At 73.5% G+C, this 16,157-nt stretch carries 4 protein-coding genes; 1 reads left to right on the top strand and 3 read right to left on the bottom strand.

The annotated features are described in order from the left end of the window. Positions 1-72: 72 nt before the first annotated feature. Positions 73-876 (top strand): 4'-phosphopantetheinyl transferase family protein, encoded by an 804-nt coding sequence (locus tag QRX60_RS31560; RefSeq protein ID WP_285995073.1) that lies wholly within the window; start codon positions 73-75, stop codon positions 874-876. On the opposite strand, the gene QRX60_RS31555 is transcribed toward QRX60_RS31560, so the two are convergent. Genes QRX60_RS31555 through QRX60_RS31545 form a run of 3 tightly spaced genes read right to left on the bottom strand, consistent with a single transcriptional unit; the run spans position 797 to position 16,136 of the window. After that, positions 797-6,286 carry an ATP-binding protein gene (locus QRX60_RS31555; protein WP_285995072.1) on the bottom strand — a complete coding sequence of 1,830 codons (5,490 nt, stop codon included), beginning with the start codon at positions 6,284-6,286 and terminating at the stop codon, positions 797-799. The two genes, QRX60_RS31560 and QRX60_RS31555, sit on opposite strands and share 80 nt — an antisense overlap. Continuing rightward, the gene (locus QRX60_RS31550) at positions 6,283-14,466 is read right to left on the bottom strand and encodes a type I polyketide synthase (protein ID WP_285995071.1); all 8,184 of its coding nucleotides are present in this window, start codon (positions 14,464-14,466) and stop codon (positions 6,283-6,285) included. The genes QRX60_RS31555 and QRX60_RS31550 overlap by 4 nt, the downstream gene beginning before the upstream one ends. Then, complete coding sequence (locus QRX60_RS31545) at positions 14,466-16,136, bottom strand: acyl-CoA dehydrogenase family protein (protein ID WP_285995070.1); 1,671 nt, start codon at positions 16,134-16,136, stop codon at positions 14,466-14,468. The genes QRX60_RS31550 and QRX60_RS31545 overlap by 1 nt, the downstream gene beginning before the upstream one ends. Between the last annotated feature and the right edge of the window lie 21 nt (positions 16,137-16,157).

Raw genomic sequence — 16,157 nt, 5'->3', positions numbered from 1 at the left:
GTGGCTTTCGACCCTGGAGGGATCGGGGCGGCCGGGGGAAAGCTGGTCCCGGCCGAGTCGAGGAGGACGGCGATGCGCACCCTGAACGGCACCAGGAGCTGGCTGGCGCACGGGATGCGCCACGTCCCCTCGGCCGACGACTGGCTGTCGGCGGCCGAGTCGGCCCGGCTGGCCGGGCTCCCGCACCCGAAGCGGCGCTCCGAGCTGAGGCTGTCGCGGTGGACGGCGAAACAGGCGATCGCGGAGGTGCTCGGGCTCGGCACCGATCCCGGCTCCCTGGCCCGCATCGAGGTCCGGCCCGCGTCCTCGGGCGCACCGGTCGTCTGCCACGACGGCGTGCCCGCGCCCCTGGCGGTGTCGCTCACCGACCGCGCGGACTGGGCGGTCTGCCTGCTCGGGCCGCCCGGCACCGCGCTCGGCTGCGACCTCGAACTGGTGGAGCCGCGCTCGGCCGCCTTCGTGCGGACGTGGTTCACCGCCCGCGAACGCGAGACGGTCGCCGCCGGCGACCGATCCGTCCTGGCCAACCTGATCTGGTCGGCCAAGGAAAGCGCGCTCAAGGTGCTGCGGACCGGTCTGCGCCGCGACACCCGCTCGGTGGAGGTCGAGCTCGGCGCCGCCGGGCCGGAGTGGTCCCCGCTCGTCGTGCGCGCGGCCGAGGGCGACGAGTTCCCCGGCTGGTGGCGCCGGTACGGCGACTTCCTGCTCACGTGCGCGGCCGCGGCACCCGGGGAACCGCCGCGGAGCCTGGCGGAACCGCCGTCGCTGGCGACGGCGGTTCCTTCCCACGGCTGGCTCAGCGAGGTCCGGCGCACCGCGCCATCCCCCGTTCCAGCGCCGCGACCAGGTAGGGCCGCAACCGGTCCGCCGGAATGATGTGGTCGACCGAGCCGACCTTCCGCGCCCGCCGGATGTCGTGCGTCGCGTCGAACTCCGCCGCCACCTCGCCGAGCTTCTCCGAGCGGATGCGCTCGGTCGTGTCCCGCAGGCCGGCGGGAGAACCGGTGCCGGCTTTGACCCGGGCTTCCGCCTCGGCCACGCGTGGGTCCGCCTGCGTGCGGGCCCGCACTTCGCGGGCGAAGACGACGGCCGCCGCGGGCGCGCCGCCGATCACCGAGGCGTAGGACCCTTCGACCGCCGCGACCTCCAGGTTCTCGTTGAGCTGCTTGGAGAACACCACGAACGCGCCGCCGTGGTAGCGGGACACGACGGCGAACACGATCGGGCCGTCGAAGTTGGTCACCGCGCGGCCGATCTCCGCGCCGTACTCCAGCTGCCGGCTGCGCATCGACTCCGGGGAGCCGTCGAAGCCCGACAGGTTGGCCAGCACGACCACCGGCCGGTTGCCGCTCGCCGCGTTGAGCGCGCGGGCGACCTTCTTCGACGACTGCGGGAACAGCGTCCCCGCGGTCCACACGGCCGGGCCGTCCCCGGGCACCGGGTCCTCGCGCGGCAGCGGGCAGGACTCGAACCCGATCAGGCACACCGGGATCCCGCCGAGGTGGGCGTCCCACACCACCGCGGTGTCGGCGTGCTTCCACCGCGCCCAGCGTTCCAGCGGCCGGTGGTCGGTGTCGGCGACCGCGCGCAGGACCGACCGGATGTCGAACGGCTTCTTGCGCTCGGGGTTGGCGGTGGCCGAGAAGACGTCCCCGACGGTCGTGAAGTCCGTCCCCGCCAGCCGCGGGTGCGGCGCGGTGCGGACGTCCCGGTCGAGCGGGTCGGCGGTGCGGGCCCGCCGCGGGAACCGCTCCCCCGGCACCACGTAGGTGTGCTCGTAGTGCGCGTAGAGGATTTCGCACGCGGACTCCAGGTCCGCGGCCCGGTACTGCGCCTGGCCGTTCGGGCCCATGATCCGCTCGAACCCGCCGATGCCGAGGTTGTCCTCCGCCGAGACGCCGCCGGAGAAGTCCAGCGCCTGCTTGCCGGTGAGCACCATGGCGCTGTCCGGCAGCATCACCAGCACGCCGCGGGTGTGCATGAGCATCGTCGCCTCGGCGTTCCAGTACGGCTGGGCCCCGACGTTGATCCCGGTGACGACGACGTTGATCTCGCCGCCGGCCTGCGTGAACGTGACGATCCGGCGCAGCACCGCGCCGATCCAGTCCATGTTCTCGGTGCCGCTGGTCATCGAGATGCGCGCGCCCGAGGACACCGCGAACCACTCCACCGGCACGCCCGTCCGCTCGGCGAGGTCGAGGGCCGCGATGATCCGCCGGCACTCCGGTTCGGCGAGCGCGCCCAGGCTCCGGCTGGGATCACCCGCGACGAACACCCGCCGCATGCCTTCCGGCACGGTCGCGGTGTGGTTGGTGATCAGGCCGGTCACGAGGTTGGCCGTGTTGCCGCCGGGCGGGCGCTCCACCGGGCCGAACCCGCCCGCCGCGTCGAGGTCGTACTCGGCGAACTCCCCGGCGGGGAAGTCCGACGAGGACCCGGCCGGCGGGGTGAGCAGCCGGATCAGCTCGTACGGGTACACGTCCCCGCGCCGCTGGGTGCGCAGCGCCTTCAGGTCGTACTCGCCGAGCGGTGCGATCGGCTCTTCGGTCGGCGGGGTCTCCCGCACGACCACCCCGGCGGAGCCGAGGTGGCTCACGTCGAGCGCGACCTCGCGGAGTGCGCCGTCGGCGCCGGGCGTCCGCAGCCGGACCAGGACGTGCTCGACGCCGAGCCCGCGGAACGCCGGCGCCAGCCGGTGGACCAGCTCGCGCCACAGCTCCCCGGCGACCGTCCACGGTGGACGGACGTGCAGCAGCACCACGTTCTTCAGCAGCCGCTGTCCCGGAGGCCGGTGGGACTGGTAGCGGCGCAGGCCGGACAGCACCTCGTCGAGCACCCAGTCCAGCGCGGGGTAGCTCACCACCTCGCCGCGTTCGCCGGTCACCGGGGTCAGGTCGCGGACCTCCGCCAGGGCGAACAGCCGCTCGTCCTTCGGGTTGTCGCGGGCGACACCGTGGAAGAGGTACACGTCTTCCGCGGAGTCCAGGCGGGTGATCGCGAAACGGGACAGCCGCTCCAGGTTCAGCCGCTTGGCCAGCATCGGGTGCAGGTTCCGGTACAGCGGCTCCTCCGCCAGTCCGTCCACTGTGGACCGGAAGGTGTAGTGCCCGGTCACCCGCGGGCCGGTGACCGTCACGTCGACGCGGTGCAGCGGCCGGCGGGCCACCCCCGCCGCGGCGGCGAGAACGTCCCGCAGGTGGTCGCGCAGGTCGTCGTCCGGCTCGGTGTCGGCCCACACGTGCAGGTCGAGCACGGGCCGCAGGTCCGCGGCCAGCCCCTCGAGGTACCGGCCGACGGCGGCGGCGAGCACGGGGAGCCCGTCGGCCGCCCCGCACGCGACCATCAGGTGGAACAGCTCGTCGCGGTGGCGGTACCCGGACACGGCGAGCCGGGTGCCGCCGGCGTCGACCAGGTCCACCGGGCCGAGCTCGCGGATCCGGTAGTAGCGGCGAGCCGACACTTCCAGTGCGACGTCGCGCGCGGCCTCGCCGCCCTCCCGGTACCACTTCAGCAGCACCGGCCGCAGCGGGTGCGGGCAGCTCACAAGCGCCGTCATCCGCCGGGCCCGCTCGTCGGCGGCCGTCCCGGCGGCGAGGGCGGCGATGTGGTCGTCCATCTCCTGGTAGATCCGGGAGCGCGACCGCGCCAGCACGGGCTGTTCGAAGCAGCGGAACCGGAAGTCGCGGGCGAGGTCCATGATCGCCGGGTAGCGCTCGTCGGTGGCCGCCACGAGCCGGTCGAGCAGGTCGCGCAGGGTGTCGTCGGCCGGCTCGGATCCGCGGGCGGTCCAGCGGTCCAGGATCGCGGTGACGGCGGGCAGCACCGCTTCGAGCCGGTGCTGGGCGCAGTACACGCGCAGCAACGCGTCCGCGACCTCGGCCGACGGGCCCAGCTTCCGGACGCCGTGGTGCCGCAGCACCCGCAGCAGCCCGTCGAGGAACCGGGGCGGCAGGCCTTCGCCGCCCGTGCCGTACGTGCGCAGGCAGGTCAGCAGGTACTCCTCGGGCGCGCGGACGCGCTCCTCGCCGGTCTCGTCCGCCGGGTCCGGGCGGCGGCGCGAGACGGCGCAGACGTCCGCGAACAGGTGCAGGACCTCCCGCTCGCCGCGTATCCGCTCCGCGTCCCCGGCCGACCGCGGCGCCCACGGGTCCTCGCCGCGGTCCAGCCGGGCGAGGGCCACCGGATCCGGGTCGAAGCCGAGCAGCACCGACCGCAGTTCGTCCGCCAGGCCCCGGCCGGGGTCGGGACCGACGCCGAGCTCCGGGACGGCCTGGCCGGCCGCCTGCGGGTCCTCGATCACGGGGTCCAGCCGCAGCAGCGGGTCGCCCGCACCGACCTGGACGTTGGGGGCCACGAGCACCGACCGCACCCGGCCGGGGAACGTCGCGGTCACGGCCGTCTCCATCTTCATCGACTCGACGACCACCAGCGGGTCGCCGGCCACGACGGCGTCCCCGGCGGCGACGGCCACCGACACCACGACCGCCGGGGTCGGGGCGCGGACCACGCCGCCCTCGTCCTGCGCGATGGTGTGGGTGATGCCCTCGACCTCCACGGTGTGGACCGGGCCGGCGTGCGCGGCGAGTGCCCGGTGGACCCGGGCGGGGAAGACCAGCCGCCGTTCCACGTCGCCGGCGCGGCCGACGTCGACGTCGGTGACCGCGTCGCCGAGCGAAACGCGGTAGCTCGCCGGCCCGTGCCGGCGGACCCCCACCACGCACGGCGTCCCGCGGTAGCGGAACTCGACGAGCCGGCCGCCGTCCGGCGCCGGACCGGGCCGGCCGCGGGCCACGCGCGCGTAGAAGTCCGTCCGGGCCCGGGCGTGCTCGAGCGCGTGGACCTCGACCGCGGCGCACACCAGCGCGATGTCGGCGTACCGGCGCTCCAGCAGTTCCCCGGTCACCATCTTCGTGTCGAGCCAGCCCGTGTCGTAGCGCCCGGCCACGACGTCGGGGTGGTCGAGCAGGGTGAGCAGGAACGCCTTGGTGATCCGGCCGCCTTCGACGATCAGCTGGGTCTGGGCCAGTGCCCGGGCCAGCCGGGCGCGCGCCTCCTCGCGGTCGTGGCCCCAGGCCAGCACCTTGGCGATCATCGAATCGAACTCCGCGGCGATCTCGTCGCCCTCGGCGACGCCGGTGTCCACGCGGATGCCGGGACCGGACGGCAGGCGGAACCGGCGCAGCCGCCCCGGCGCCGGGGCGAAGCCGTCGTCGGGGTCTTCGGCGGTGAGCCGGACCTCGATGGCGTGCCCGGACCGCTCCGGCGGGGTGCCGGCGAGCCGGTCCCCGCGGGCGACGGCGATCTGCAGCTTCACCAGGTCCAGGCCCGTGGTCAGCTCGGTGACCGGGTGCTCCACCTGCAGGCGGGCGTTGATCTCCAGGAAGTGGTACTCCCGCGTCGCGGGCACGTAGAGGAACTCGACGGTGCCGGCGTTGGTGTAGCCCGCCAGCCGGCACAGCCGGACCGCCGCGGCCCGGATCTCCGCGTCCTGCTCCGGATCGAGCAGCACGCACGACGACTCCTCCAGCACCTTCTGGTGGCGCCGCTGCAGCGTGCAGTCACGCAGGCCGACCGGCCAGACCTCGCCGTACCGGTCGGCGATGATCTGCACCTCGACGTGCCGGGCGCCGGTCAGCTCGCGTTCCAGGAACACGCTCGCGTCACCGAAGCCGTGCCGCGCCTCGGACCGGGCCGACTCGAACGCCGCTTCCAGCTCGTCGGGACCCCCCACCCGCCGGATGCCGCGGCCTCCGCCGCCCGCGGTCGCCTTGACCAGCAACGGGTAGCCGATCCCCATCGCCGCGACGGCGGCTTCGGCGAGAGTGCCGACCCGGCCGCCGCTCCACGGCACCACCGGCACCCCGGCCCGCTCGGCCAGCTGCTTGGCCCGGATCTTGTCGCCGGCCAGCCGCATCGCCTCCGGCGACGGGCCGATGAAGACGATGCCCAGCTTCTCGCACAGCTCGGCGAACTCGGCGTGCTCGGCCACGAAGCCCCAGCCCACCCAAACGGCTTCGGCCCGGGCCTCGACCAGGGCCTGACCGAGCCGGTCGTGGTCCACGTAGGCCTGGACCCGCCGGCCGGTGCGCTCGTCCCGGGTCGTGGCGGGGCCCAGGCACACGGTTTCGTCGGCCTCGCGCACGAACCAGGCCTGCCGGTCCGGTTCGGTGTACAGGGCGATGGTGGTCAGCGGGTCCCCCTCGCGGGCGAGCTCGGCCGCGGCGTTGAGGAACCGCAGGGCCGGCTCGCCCCGGTTGACCACGGCCACCCGGCGGAAGCTGCTCACGACATGGCCTCCGTCATCGGCGCGCTGCGGCCGGCGTCGAGGGCACCGGGCAGTTCGGTCGTGCGGTAGCCGCTCAGCTCGAGCAGGACCGCACCGGACTCGTCCAGCACCCGTCCGCCGAAACCGTCCTCTTCGGACGTCACGACGGCTTCGAGCCGCCCCTCGGATTCGGGGGCGTCGTGCAGCACGATCCGGTCGACGTGGCGCGGCAGGCCGAACCGGCCGTGGCGCCCGATGTCCCAGACCCCGGCGGTCTGGAAGACGAGCTCGATCAGCCGGGGCGACACGAGCTCCGGCCGGTCGGCCGGCACGTGGTCGGGCGGCAGGTCGCTCGCGTACAGCCCGACCGGGCCGTCTTCCCCGCGCCAGGCGCGGTCGAGGACCCGGAAGGCCGGGCCGTGGAAGAAGACGTCGTAGATCGCGTCCGCGGGCACGCCTTTTCCGTCGGGCACCGGCGGCGCGGCCGCGGTGACGGCGTCGCCGACCGGCGTGCGGGCCAGCCGCACCCGGCCGGTGAAGTGGGTCGTCACCTGCGGTTCGGCCTGCCCCGCCAGCTGACGGCTGCCCGTCAGCGCGCACTCGGCCACGAGCCCGTCGCCGTCGGCGCGGAACACCGCGGTGACGGTGAGCGTGCGCGGCTCGTCCCGGTAGAACTTGCACGGGGCCAGGAACTCGACGTCCTCGATCGCCACCGGGCGCCAGCCGGGCAGCGGCAGGGCCGCCGCCTCCGCGAACGCCTCGATGCCCAGCACGCCGGGCAGCACCGCGGTGCCGTCGATGCGGTGGTCGCCGAGGAAGGGCTGTTCGCCGGGGTCGAGCGTGGTGTGCACGACGAGCCCGTCGTACACGCCCATGCGTTCGACCTCGCCGACCATCGGCCCGGCCGGGAACCGCGCCGCGTCGATGCCGTCGCGCTCGCCGACGAGCGCGCCCAGCTCGCCCGCGACCACGACCTCGCCGCGATACGCGCCACCGGTCAGTTCGTGGCGGATCCACGGGACGCCCACTTCGGGCGGCAGCATCTCGATGCCCGCCCGCTCCATCATCTTCGGGATGGAACCGCGCGTCGCCATGCCGATGCCGGCCCAGGCCGTCCAGTCGATCGCCAGTGCCCGGGTGTCCCGCTGCGCCGACGTGAGCTTGCACAGCAGGTCGTTCGCCGCGCTGTAGTCGGTCTGGCCGAGGTTGCCGAACCGGCCGGCGACCGAGCTGAACGCCACGACCGCGCCGAGCGGCCGGTCGCCGAGTGCCTTGCGCACGGTGAACCAGCCGTCCGCCTTGACCCCGAACACGAGGTCGTACTCGCGGGGTTCCTTGTCCGGCAGGGCGTGGCTGATGTCGAGCCCGGCCGCGTGCAGCAGCACGTCGGCCCGTTCGAGTCCGCTCAGCGCGTGCTCGACCGCAGCCGCGTCGGTCAGGTCGACGCAGTGGTAGTGCGCCTGCCCGCCCGCGTCCCGCACCGCGTCGATGGCCGCTCGCGCGGCGGCGAGCCGCTCGTAGCGGGCGAGCTCACGCTCGACCTGCACGGGGGTGGGGCGTTTGCCGTCGTGGGTGAGCCGGGTGATCAGGTCGGCCTTGAGACCGTCGTGATCGGTGGCGAACCGGGTGATGTCGGCGTCGTTCTCGTCCGGTTCCGGCGTCAGGTCGAGCAGGTGGAAGGTGCCGCCGGAGGCCCGCGCCAGGTCGGCGGTGATCGCCGAGACGATGCTGCCGGCGGCGCCGGTCACGACGAACACGGTGTCCGCGTCCAGAGTCATCCCCTCGCCTTCGAGCGGCCGCTCCTCGACCGTGACGGCCCAGCGCAGGCCGTCGGCCCGGCCGACTTCCAGGGCGCCCGGGTCGGTGAGGGTCTCTTCGAGGAGCGCGTCGGCGATCTCCTCGTTCGTCGCTTCCGCGCCGAAGTCAACGGCCTTGACCAGGACCTCGGGGCGTTCGCGGCCGTATGCCTTGGCGAAGCCGGTGACCGCGCCGCCGAGCGGGGCGTACGCGCCGGTCTCGTCGTAGCCGTGGCGGCCGCCGAGGCGGGTGCCGGTGACGAGGAACGCGTCCTGGTCGTAGAGCCGCCGCATCGCGGTGTAGAGGAGCTTCACGCGGATCCGGTTGGCTTCGCGCCAGCCGTCGAGGTCCATGTCCTCGATCGGGCCTTCGTGGTCGAGGGCCGGCAGCCAGTAGACGCCGTGCACGGGCCCGTCGAGGCGGGCGGCGAGTTCGTCGGCGTCGGGGTGGCCTTCGACGACGAGCACCTCGACGCCCCGCGCGCTGAGCCGCTCGGCGAGTGCGACGCCCGCTCCCCCGTCGTCGCAGCCGACGAGGACCCGCTGTCCCTCGCCGAGTTCGACGCCGGTGGCCCGGCAGAACTCCAGCGGCGGCCGGATGGTCGCGACCGGCACCCGGCGCGGGAACGTCCCGGTCCCGGCGGGCTGTTCTTCCACTGTGGACACTTCGACGGCCGTCGCCGTCGATGCGCGCTCCCGAACGAAGCCGATGACGTGGGCCAGGGTCGGGTAGTCCCGCAGCCTCAGCGTGTCGTCGCGCTCGATGCCGAACCGCTCACGGATCTGCGCGAACACCTCCGCCTGCTTCACCGTATCCACGCCCAGGTCGGCCTCCAGATCCAGGTCGAGTTCGAGCATGTCCTCCGGGTAGCCGGTCTTCGCGGAGACGACGGACAGCACCTCGGCCAACACGGTGTCCACTTCGGACTCCGGAGGCGGCGCGACATGCGTCCGCTCCCGGACGAAGCCGATCACGTGGCTCAGCGTCGGGTAGTCCCGCAGTCGCAACGTGTCGTCGCGCTCGATCCCGAACCGCTCACGGATCTGCGCGAACACCTCCGCCTGCTTCACCGTATCCACACCCAGGTCGGCCTCCAGATCCAGGTCGAGTTCGAGCATGTCCTGCGGATAGCCGGTCTTCTCCGACACCACCGCCAAGATCTGCGCAGTGACGTCATCGGTCGCCGGTTGCGGTTCCGGTTCAGCGACCGGGGCGGGCGCAGCAGTACCTGCCCGCTCACGCACGAAGCCGATCACATGATTCAGCGTCGGATAGTCACGCAGCCGCAACGTGTCGTCACGTTCGATGCCGAACCGCTCACGGATCTGCGCGAACACCTCCGCCTGCTTCACCGTGTCCACACCCAGATCCGCCTCCAGATCCAGGTCCAGCTCCAGCATGTCCTCCGGATAACCCGTCTTCTCCGACACCACGGCCAAGATCTGCGCCGTGACGTCATCGGCGACCGCGGCCGACGGGACCGCGGCGGGCGCGGCAATACCGGCCCGCTCCCGCACGAACCCGATCACGTGATTCAGCGTCGGATAGTCGCGCAACCGCAGCGTGTCATCCCGCTCGATCCCGAACCGCTCACGGATCTGCGCGAACACCTCCGCCTGCTTCACCGTGTCCACCCCCAGATCCGCCTCCAGATCCAGGTCCAGCTCCAGCATGTCCTCCGGATAGCCGGTCTTCTCCGACACCAGGGCCAGCACCTGCTCGGGGACGTCGTCACCGACGGGCTCGGGCACCGCGATCGGCTCGGGCACCGGTTCCGGGCGCCGCTCGGCGGGGTGGTCGGCGATCCGCAGCCGGCGCCGGTCGACCTCCAGGGTCGTGCCGCCGAGGCCGGTCAGCCAGCGCTGCCACGCGGCGCGGTCGGCGATGCGGTACTCGTAGCCCAGCTCGTCCGGCGCGCGGTGGCGGCCGTCGGCGACCGGGGTCCAGCGCAGCAGCACCATGCTGATCTGCGAGCCGAACCCGGCCGCGAGCCGCAGCGCGTACCGCACGGGGTAGGCGCCGCCGGTCGAGAGGTTCAGCCGGCCCAGCGACGGGTCGATCTCCTTGAAGTTCGGGACCGGCGGGACGATCCCGGTCTCCAGGGCCTTCACCGCGACGACGTCCTCGATCCCGACCCCCATCGGGTGGCCGGTGAACCCCTTGGTGTTGGCGATGATCACGCTGTCGGCGGCCGGCCCGAAGACCTTGCGCAACGCGTCGATCTCCGCCTGGGCACTGCCGCCGCGCGCCGGCGTGTACGTCTCGTGCGAGACGAAGACCGTCTCCGGCGCGATCGCGTGCCGGTCGATGCCCCGGCGTTCGGCCTGCGCCACCAGGGACTCCATCACCCCGGAGATGTGCTCGACGTCCAGTTTCGTGCCGTGGAAGGCACTGTTGGCGCTCACCCCGGCCAGCACCTCGCAGATCGGCCGCAGCCCCCGTTCCCGGGCGGCCGAGGCGGCCTCGACGACGATGCCCGCCGCGCCCATGCCGAGCAGCATCCCGTGCCGCCGGGCGTCGAACGGGACGGCCGCGTCCTCGACGGCCGCGTCGGTGGCCGCCGCGCCGCTGGCCAGGAAGCCCGCGCCGACCCATTCCAGCAGCGGGTCGGACGTCGCGTCGTCGGCCGCCACGACCACCACGCGCCGGCACCGGCCGGCCCGGATCCAGTCCTCGGCCAGCCCGATGGCCTGGGTGGTGCTCGCGCAGGCGGAGTTGATCTGGGTGTTCGGGCCGCGGGCGCCGATGATCTCGGCGAACTGCGAGTGCCCCATGGACAGCACGCGGAACAGGAACCGGCGGTCGAACGTGAAGGGGTCCGCCGCGATCTCGGCGTCGAGGTCCCCGATCCGGCGGTCGAGCTCCGCGGCCACGTCACCCTCGGCGCGGGCGCGGATCGCCCGCAGGGTGTCGCGCTCGTGGTGGCGGTGCCGGTCGGCGAGGTACCGCTCGATCTCCTCGGCGAACTCGCCGTAGCCGGGGAAGGCGGACGCGAAGATCACGCCGGTGTCGTCGCGCAGCGCCGCGGGCAGTCCCCACCGGTCGGCCAGCTGCGTGCCGACCGTGGTGGTCTTGTAGTGCTGGGCCAACGGGATCCCGGCGTCGCGCAGTGCGTCGAAGCCGGCGCCGATCGCCAGCCGGGTGCACTCGCCGAGTGCCTTCTCGCGCTCCTCGTCGATGCCGAACTCTTCGACCAGGTCGAGGGCGCCGGCGCGGGCGGCGAGCTTGATCACGTCGTCCGGGCTGTCGATCTCGGCGAAGCGCGGCGCGCCGTCCTCGCTCTTGACCAGCCGGGTGATGTGCTTGTCGGCCATGGCTTCGCGGAACGCCTGCGGGATCGGGCCGATGAACTGGTCCCCGTGCAGGATCCGGCCGACGTTGGCGTCGTCGAAGACGCGCTCGGTGCCGGGCAGGCCGAGGGCGGCGCCGGTGATCACCACCGGCTCGGTCTCCGCGGGAGCGGCGGGCACCGGGGCCGGCGTGGGCGACCCCGCCAGCACGGCCTGGCCGCGGCTGAAGAAGTCGGCCACCAGGCGGCCCAGTTCGGTGAAGCGGTCGGGGGTCGGTTCGGGGGTCGATTCGGGGGTCACGGTCGCCGTCCTCGGCTCGGAGGGGGACTTCACCGGTCCGGCCGCCTCGGTGGCGCCGAACCCGGCGGCGTACAGCCCGCACAGGGCCTGGTTGAACGACACCAGGTCGCCCTGCTTGGGGTGGTTGGTGAACAGGGCCAGCACGTCGTCGTGCCGGCTGCCGAGCGCGTCCTCGACGAAGCCGTGGAGGGCCTTCTTGGGCCCGACTTCGACGAACACCCGTGCGCCTTCGGCGTAGAGCGTGTCCAGTCCCTTGACGAACTGGACCGGCGACGCGACCTGGCGTTCGAGGATGTCGAGCATCCGCTCCCGCGCGTCCGGCCCGGCCGGGTACAGCTCGCCGTCGACGTTCGCCACGACGGGCAGCCGCGGCACCTTCAGGTCGAGCCGCCGCAGCATCCGGCCCAGCGGCTCGCTGACCGGCGCGACGATCGCGGTGTGGAAGGCGTGGCTGACCGGCAGCCGCACGGCGGTGTGCCCGGCCACCGTCAGCGCTTCGACCGCGGCTTCGACCGCGGTGGTGGCGCCGCCGATCACGGCCTGGCTCGGGCTGTTGACGTTGGCGATCACGACGTAGCCGTCGATCTCCGAGATGGTCCGTTCGATCTCCTCGAGCGGGGCGAACACCGCGGCCATCGCGCCGTTGTCCTCGACGGTGAGGTGGGCCATCTCGCTGCCGCGGGCGCTGACCGCTTCCAGGGCGTCTTCGAAGGAGAGGGCGCCCGCGGCGACGAGGGCGCCGTACTCGCCGAGGCTGTGCCCCATCACGAGGTCCGGCCGGACGCCGTGCGCGGCCAGCAGCCGGGTCAGCGCGAGGTCGGCCGCCAGCACGGCGGGCTGGGTGATCTCGGTCTGCAGCAGCCGCTCCTCCGCGCGGCTCACCGCGTCGGCGCCGTCGGCGAAGACGTACTCGGTGAGGGGCTTTCCGAGCAGGGGCGTCATGACGGCGTCCGCCTGCGCGAACGTGTCGGCGACCACCGGTTCGCGGGCGGCCAGCGTGCGGAGCATGTTGACGTACTGGGAACCCTGGCCGGTGTAGAGGAAGGCGACCTTGCCGCGCGGCCCCCGGCCGAGGAACACGCCTTGGGCCCGCAGCGCCTTCCAGATCGCCGGGTTGCCGCGGTCGAGGGCCTGCAGCGCCCGGTTCGCCTTGTCGGCCAGCTCGGCCGGGTCGCCGTAGTCGATCGCGATCCGCACCGGCGCGCCGAGGTCGGCCGCCTTCGGCCGGCCGGCCGAAGGCAGTTCGCCCGCCGCGGCCTGGCGCAGCCGATCCGCGAGCCCGCGCTCGTCGGCGGCCCCGGCGACGAACGCGCCGCGGCCGGGCTCGGACGCCGTCGTCGCGGGAAGGTCCGCTCCGGCGAAGGAAACCGACCTGCGCTCGGGATCGCGGTGCCGTCCCGGCACGTACTCCTCGAGCACGGCGTGGAAGTTGGTGCCGCCGAAGCCGAACGCGCTCACGCCGGCCCGCCGGACGCCCGACGCCGGTGCCGCCCACTCCCGGATCTCGGTGTTGGGCCGGAAGGGACTGTGCCGGAAGTCGATGTGCGGGTTCGGCACCTCGGCGTGCAGGGTCGCCGGGAGGACCTTCTCGTGCAGGGCCATCACTGCCTTGAACAGCCCGGCCGTCCCGGCCGCGCCCTTGAGGTGGCCGATGTTGGACTTCACCGACCCCAGCGGGATCGACCCGGCCGGTGCCGAGCCGAACACCTCGGTCAGGGCCTCGACCTCGACGACGTCGCCGACCGCGGTGGACGTGCCGTGCCCCTCCACCAGCGAGCAGGTGGCCGGGTCCGCGCCGGCCAGCCGCCAGGCCCGCTCGACGGCGAGCCGCTGGCCCACCGGGTTGGGCGCGGTGATGCCCCGGCCCTTGCCGTCGCTCGACCCGGCCATGCCCAGCAGCACCGCGTAGATCCGGTCGCCGTCGCGTTCGGCGTCGGCCAGCCGCTTGAGCAGGAACAGGTTCCCGCCTTCGCCCATCACGAAGCCGTCCGCGCCGCGCCCGTAGGGGCGGGTGCCGGTGGCCGAAAGGGCGCCGATCTTGCAGAACTTGACGTAGGCGGAGATGCCCATGTTGCGGTCGATGCCGCCGGTGAGCACCGTGTCGTACTCGCCGTTGATCAGGCCTTCGACCGAGGCGGCCATGGCCGCGAGCCCGGACGCGCAGGCGGCGTCGGTGACGTAGCTGGGCCCGTGGAAGTCGAAGAGGTTGGCGATCCGGCCGGCGATGACGTTGGCCAGCTCCCCGGGCATGCTGTCCTCGGTGACGTCCGGGATGGTTTCGCGCAGGCCGTGCCGGGCCTCGTCGACGATCGCGGCGCGGGTCGCCTTGGGCAGCGCGGAGAACGCCGCCGAACGCTCCAGTTCGCGGGCGAACTCGGGGAAGCTGATCCGCAGCGCGGTCTGGTAGTGCAGCTCCCCCGCCAACGCGTTGCCGACGACGACAGCGGTGCGTTCGTGGTCCAGCTTCCGCGCCGGCCAGCCGTAGTCGACCAGCGTGGCGCGGGCGAGGTTGACCGCCCACTGCTGGGCGCCGTCCATGTGCGCGGCGACCTTCGGCGGGACCGGCAGCCGCCAGGCCCGGGGATCCCACTCGAACTCGCGGACCCAGCCGCCGATCTTCGAGTACGTCTTGTCCGGCACGGCCGGATCGGCGTCGTAGTACAACGCCGGGTCCCAGCGTTCCGGCGGGACGTCGCTGATCGAGTAGCGGCCGCCGATGATGTTGCTCCAGAACTTCGTCGCGTCCGGTGCGTCGGGCATGATCGCGCTCACGCCGACGATCGCGACGGCGCGCTCGTGGGGTTGCTCGTTCATCAGTTGCCTCCGGATCGGGCGTTGAGGATGGCGGCGAGGGCGTCGGCGTCGGCGAGGCCACCGGCCTGGGCGGCCGTGACCTGCGGCAGCCGCAGCGCCGTGGTCAGGTCCGCCACCGTGGTCTCCGCGCTGCCCTGGACGAGCGCGAGGCCGCCGGACGCCACGCGCAGCACCGCTTCGCGGGCGAAGATCCGCGCCAGCACGGCCAGCGCGGGCGCGTCGAACCGCCGGTCGGCCTTCTCGGGCAGCCCGCCGTCGGCGGCCTGCGCGGCCCGCCGGCAGAGCGCGGCGGCGCATTCGGCGTAGGCGACGAGTTCGCCCAGCCGCAGGAGGACGTGCTGGTGCCGGGTCAGCCGGTCGGTGCGGCACCGCTCCAGCAGCTCGGCGAGCGAGTGCAGGCCGAGCGCCGCGGTCCCCGCACCGACGCCGGGGTGCGCCGCGTCGAGGGCTTCGAGCTCCGCCACGCGGTCGCGGTAGTAGCGGCCGCGGGTCTTGAGGTGCTGCTGCCAGCGGTCACGGGAGATCGTCATCTCCATGATCTCCGACGTGCCTTCGTAGATCGTGGTGATGCGGACGTCGCGCTTGATCTTCTCCACCAGGTACTCGCGCGTGTAGCCGTACCCGCCGTGGGCCTGGATCGCCGCGTCGGCGGCCGCGTTGCCGGCCTCGGTGGCGAGGTACTTGGCGATGGCGCCTTCGGTGTTGAGGCCCTGTTCGCCGGAGTCGAGCCGGGTGGCGGTCTCTTCGATGTAGGCACGGGCGGCTTCGAGCCGCGCCGCGTGCGGCACGAACAGCTTGTGCGTGTAGCCCTGCTTGTGCGCGAGCGGGCCGCCCGCCTGGATCCGGTCGGCGGCGTAGGCGATCGCCCGGTCGAGCGCCGCCCAGCCCGCGCCGAGCCCGAACGCGGCGACCATCACCCGCGTGTAGCCGAACACCTGCTGGGCCTGCAGCAGCCCTTGGCCTTCCGTCCCGCCGACGAGCGCGTCCGGGGTGACCAGGACGTCGTCGAGGAACAACGCCGCGGTGTTGCTCAGCCGGATGCCGTGCTTGTCCTCCGGTTTGGCCCGCGTGAACCCGGGCGCGTCGCGCTCGACGACGAACCAGCTCGGCCCGCCCGGCGCGTTCGCCAGCACGCTGTAGGCGTCGGCGATGCCGCCGTTGCTGATCCACTGCTTGCGGCCGGTGATCCGGTACCCGGTGGTCCGGCCGTCCTCGACGACCGGGACGGCGGTGGTCTTGAGCGCCCCGAGATCGCTGCCGGCCTCGGGCTCGGTCGCCCCGTAGGCGAACAGCAGCCCCTCGCCGACCATGCGGCCCAGCCACGTCTTCTTCTGGTCCGGGGTCGCGCCCACGGCGATCGGGTCGCTGCCCAGCGCGGTGGCGAACACGCTGGTCGCGACGCCGAGGTCGATCCCGGCCATGCGCTCGCAGACGCGGCAGACGTCCAAGCTGCCCCCGCCCATCCCGCCGTAGTCCTCCGGGACGAACAGCAGGTGGACGCCGAGCTCGTCCCCGCACATCCGGCGGACGAGCTCTTCGGGGCATTCGTCGTCGCGATCGAGCCGCAGCAGCAGTTCGGCAGGCAGGTTCCGGTCGGCGAACTCCCCGATCGCCGAGAGGATCATGGTCAGGGTCTCGGCGTCCAGGCCGCTCAGCTCGACATCAGTCATGGCTCGGCCCGCGATGTCGCG

It is taken from the genome of Amycolatopsis mongoliensis, from assembly GCF_030285665.1.
Lineage (GTDB): Bacteria > Actinomycetota > Actinomycetes > Mycobacteriales > Pseudonocardiaceae > Amycolatopsis > Amycolatopsis mongoliensis.
The sequence above is the reverse complement of the archived record's forward strand: the minus strand, read 5'-3'. Positions and strand labels throughout refer to the sequence as shown.

What these genes read in the sequence shown, in the direction of transcription:
- QRX60_RS31560 (WP_285995073.1), top strand. Translation starts at nt 73, where the DNA reads ATGCGCACCCTGAACGGCACCAGGAGCTGGCTGGCGCACGGGATGCGC.
- QRX60_RS31550 (WP_285995071.1), bottom strand. Translation starts at nt 14,466, where the DNA reads ATGAACGAGCAACCCCACGAGCGCGCCGTCGCGATCGTCGGCGTGAGC.
- QRX60_RS31545 (WP_285995070.1), bottom strand. Translation starts at nt 16,136, where the DNA reads ATGACTGATGTCGAGCTGAGCGGCCTGGACGCCGAGACCCTGACCATG.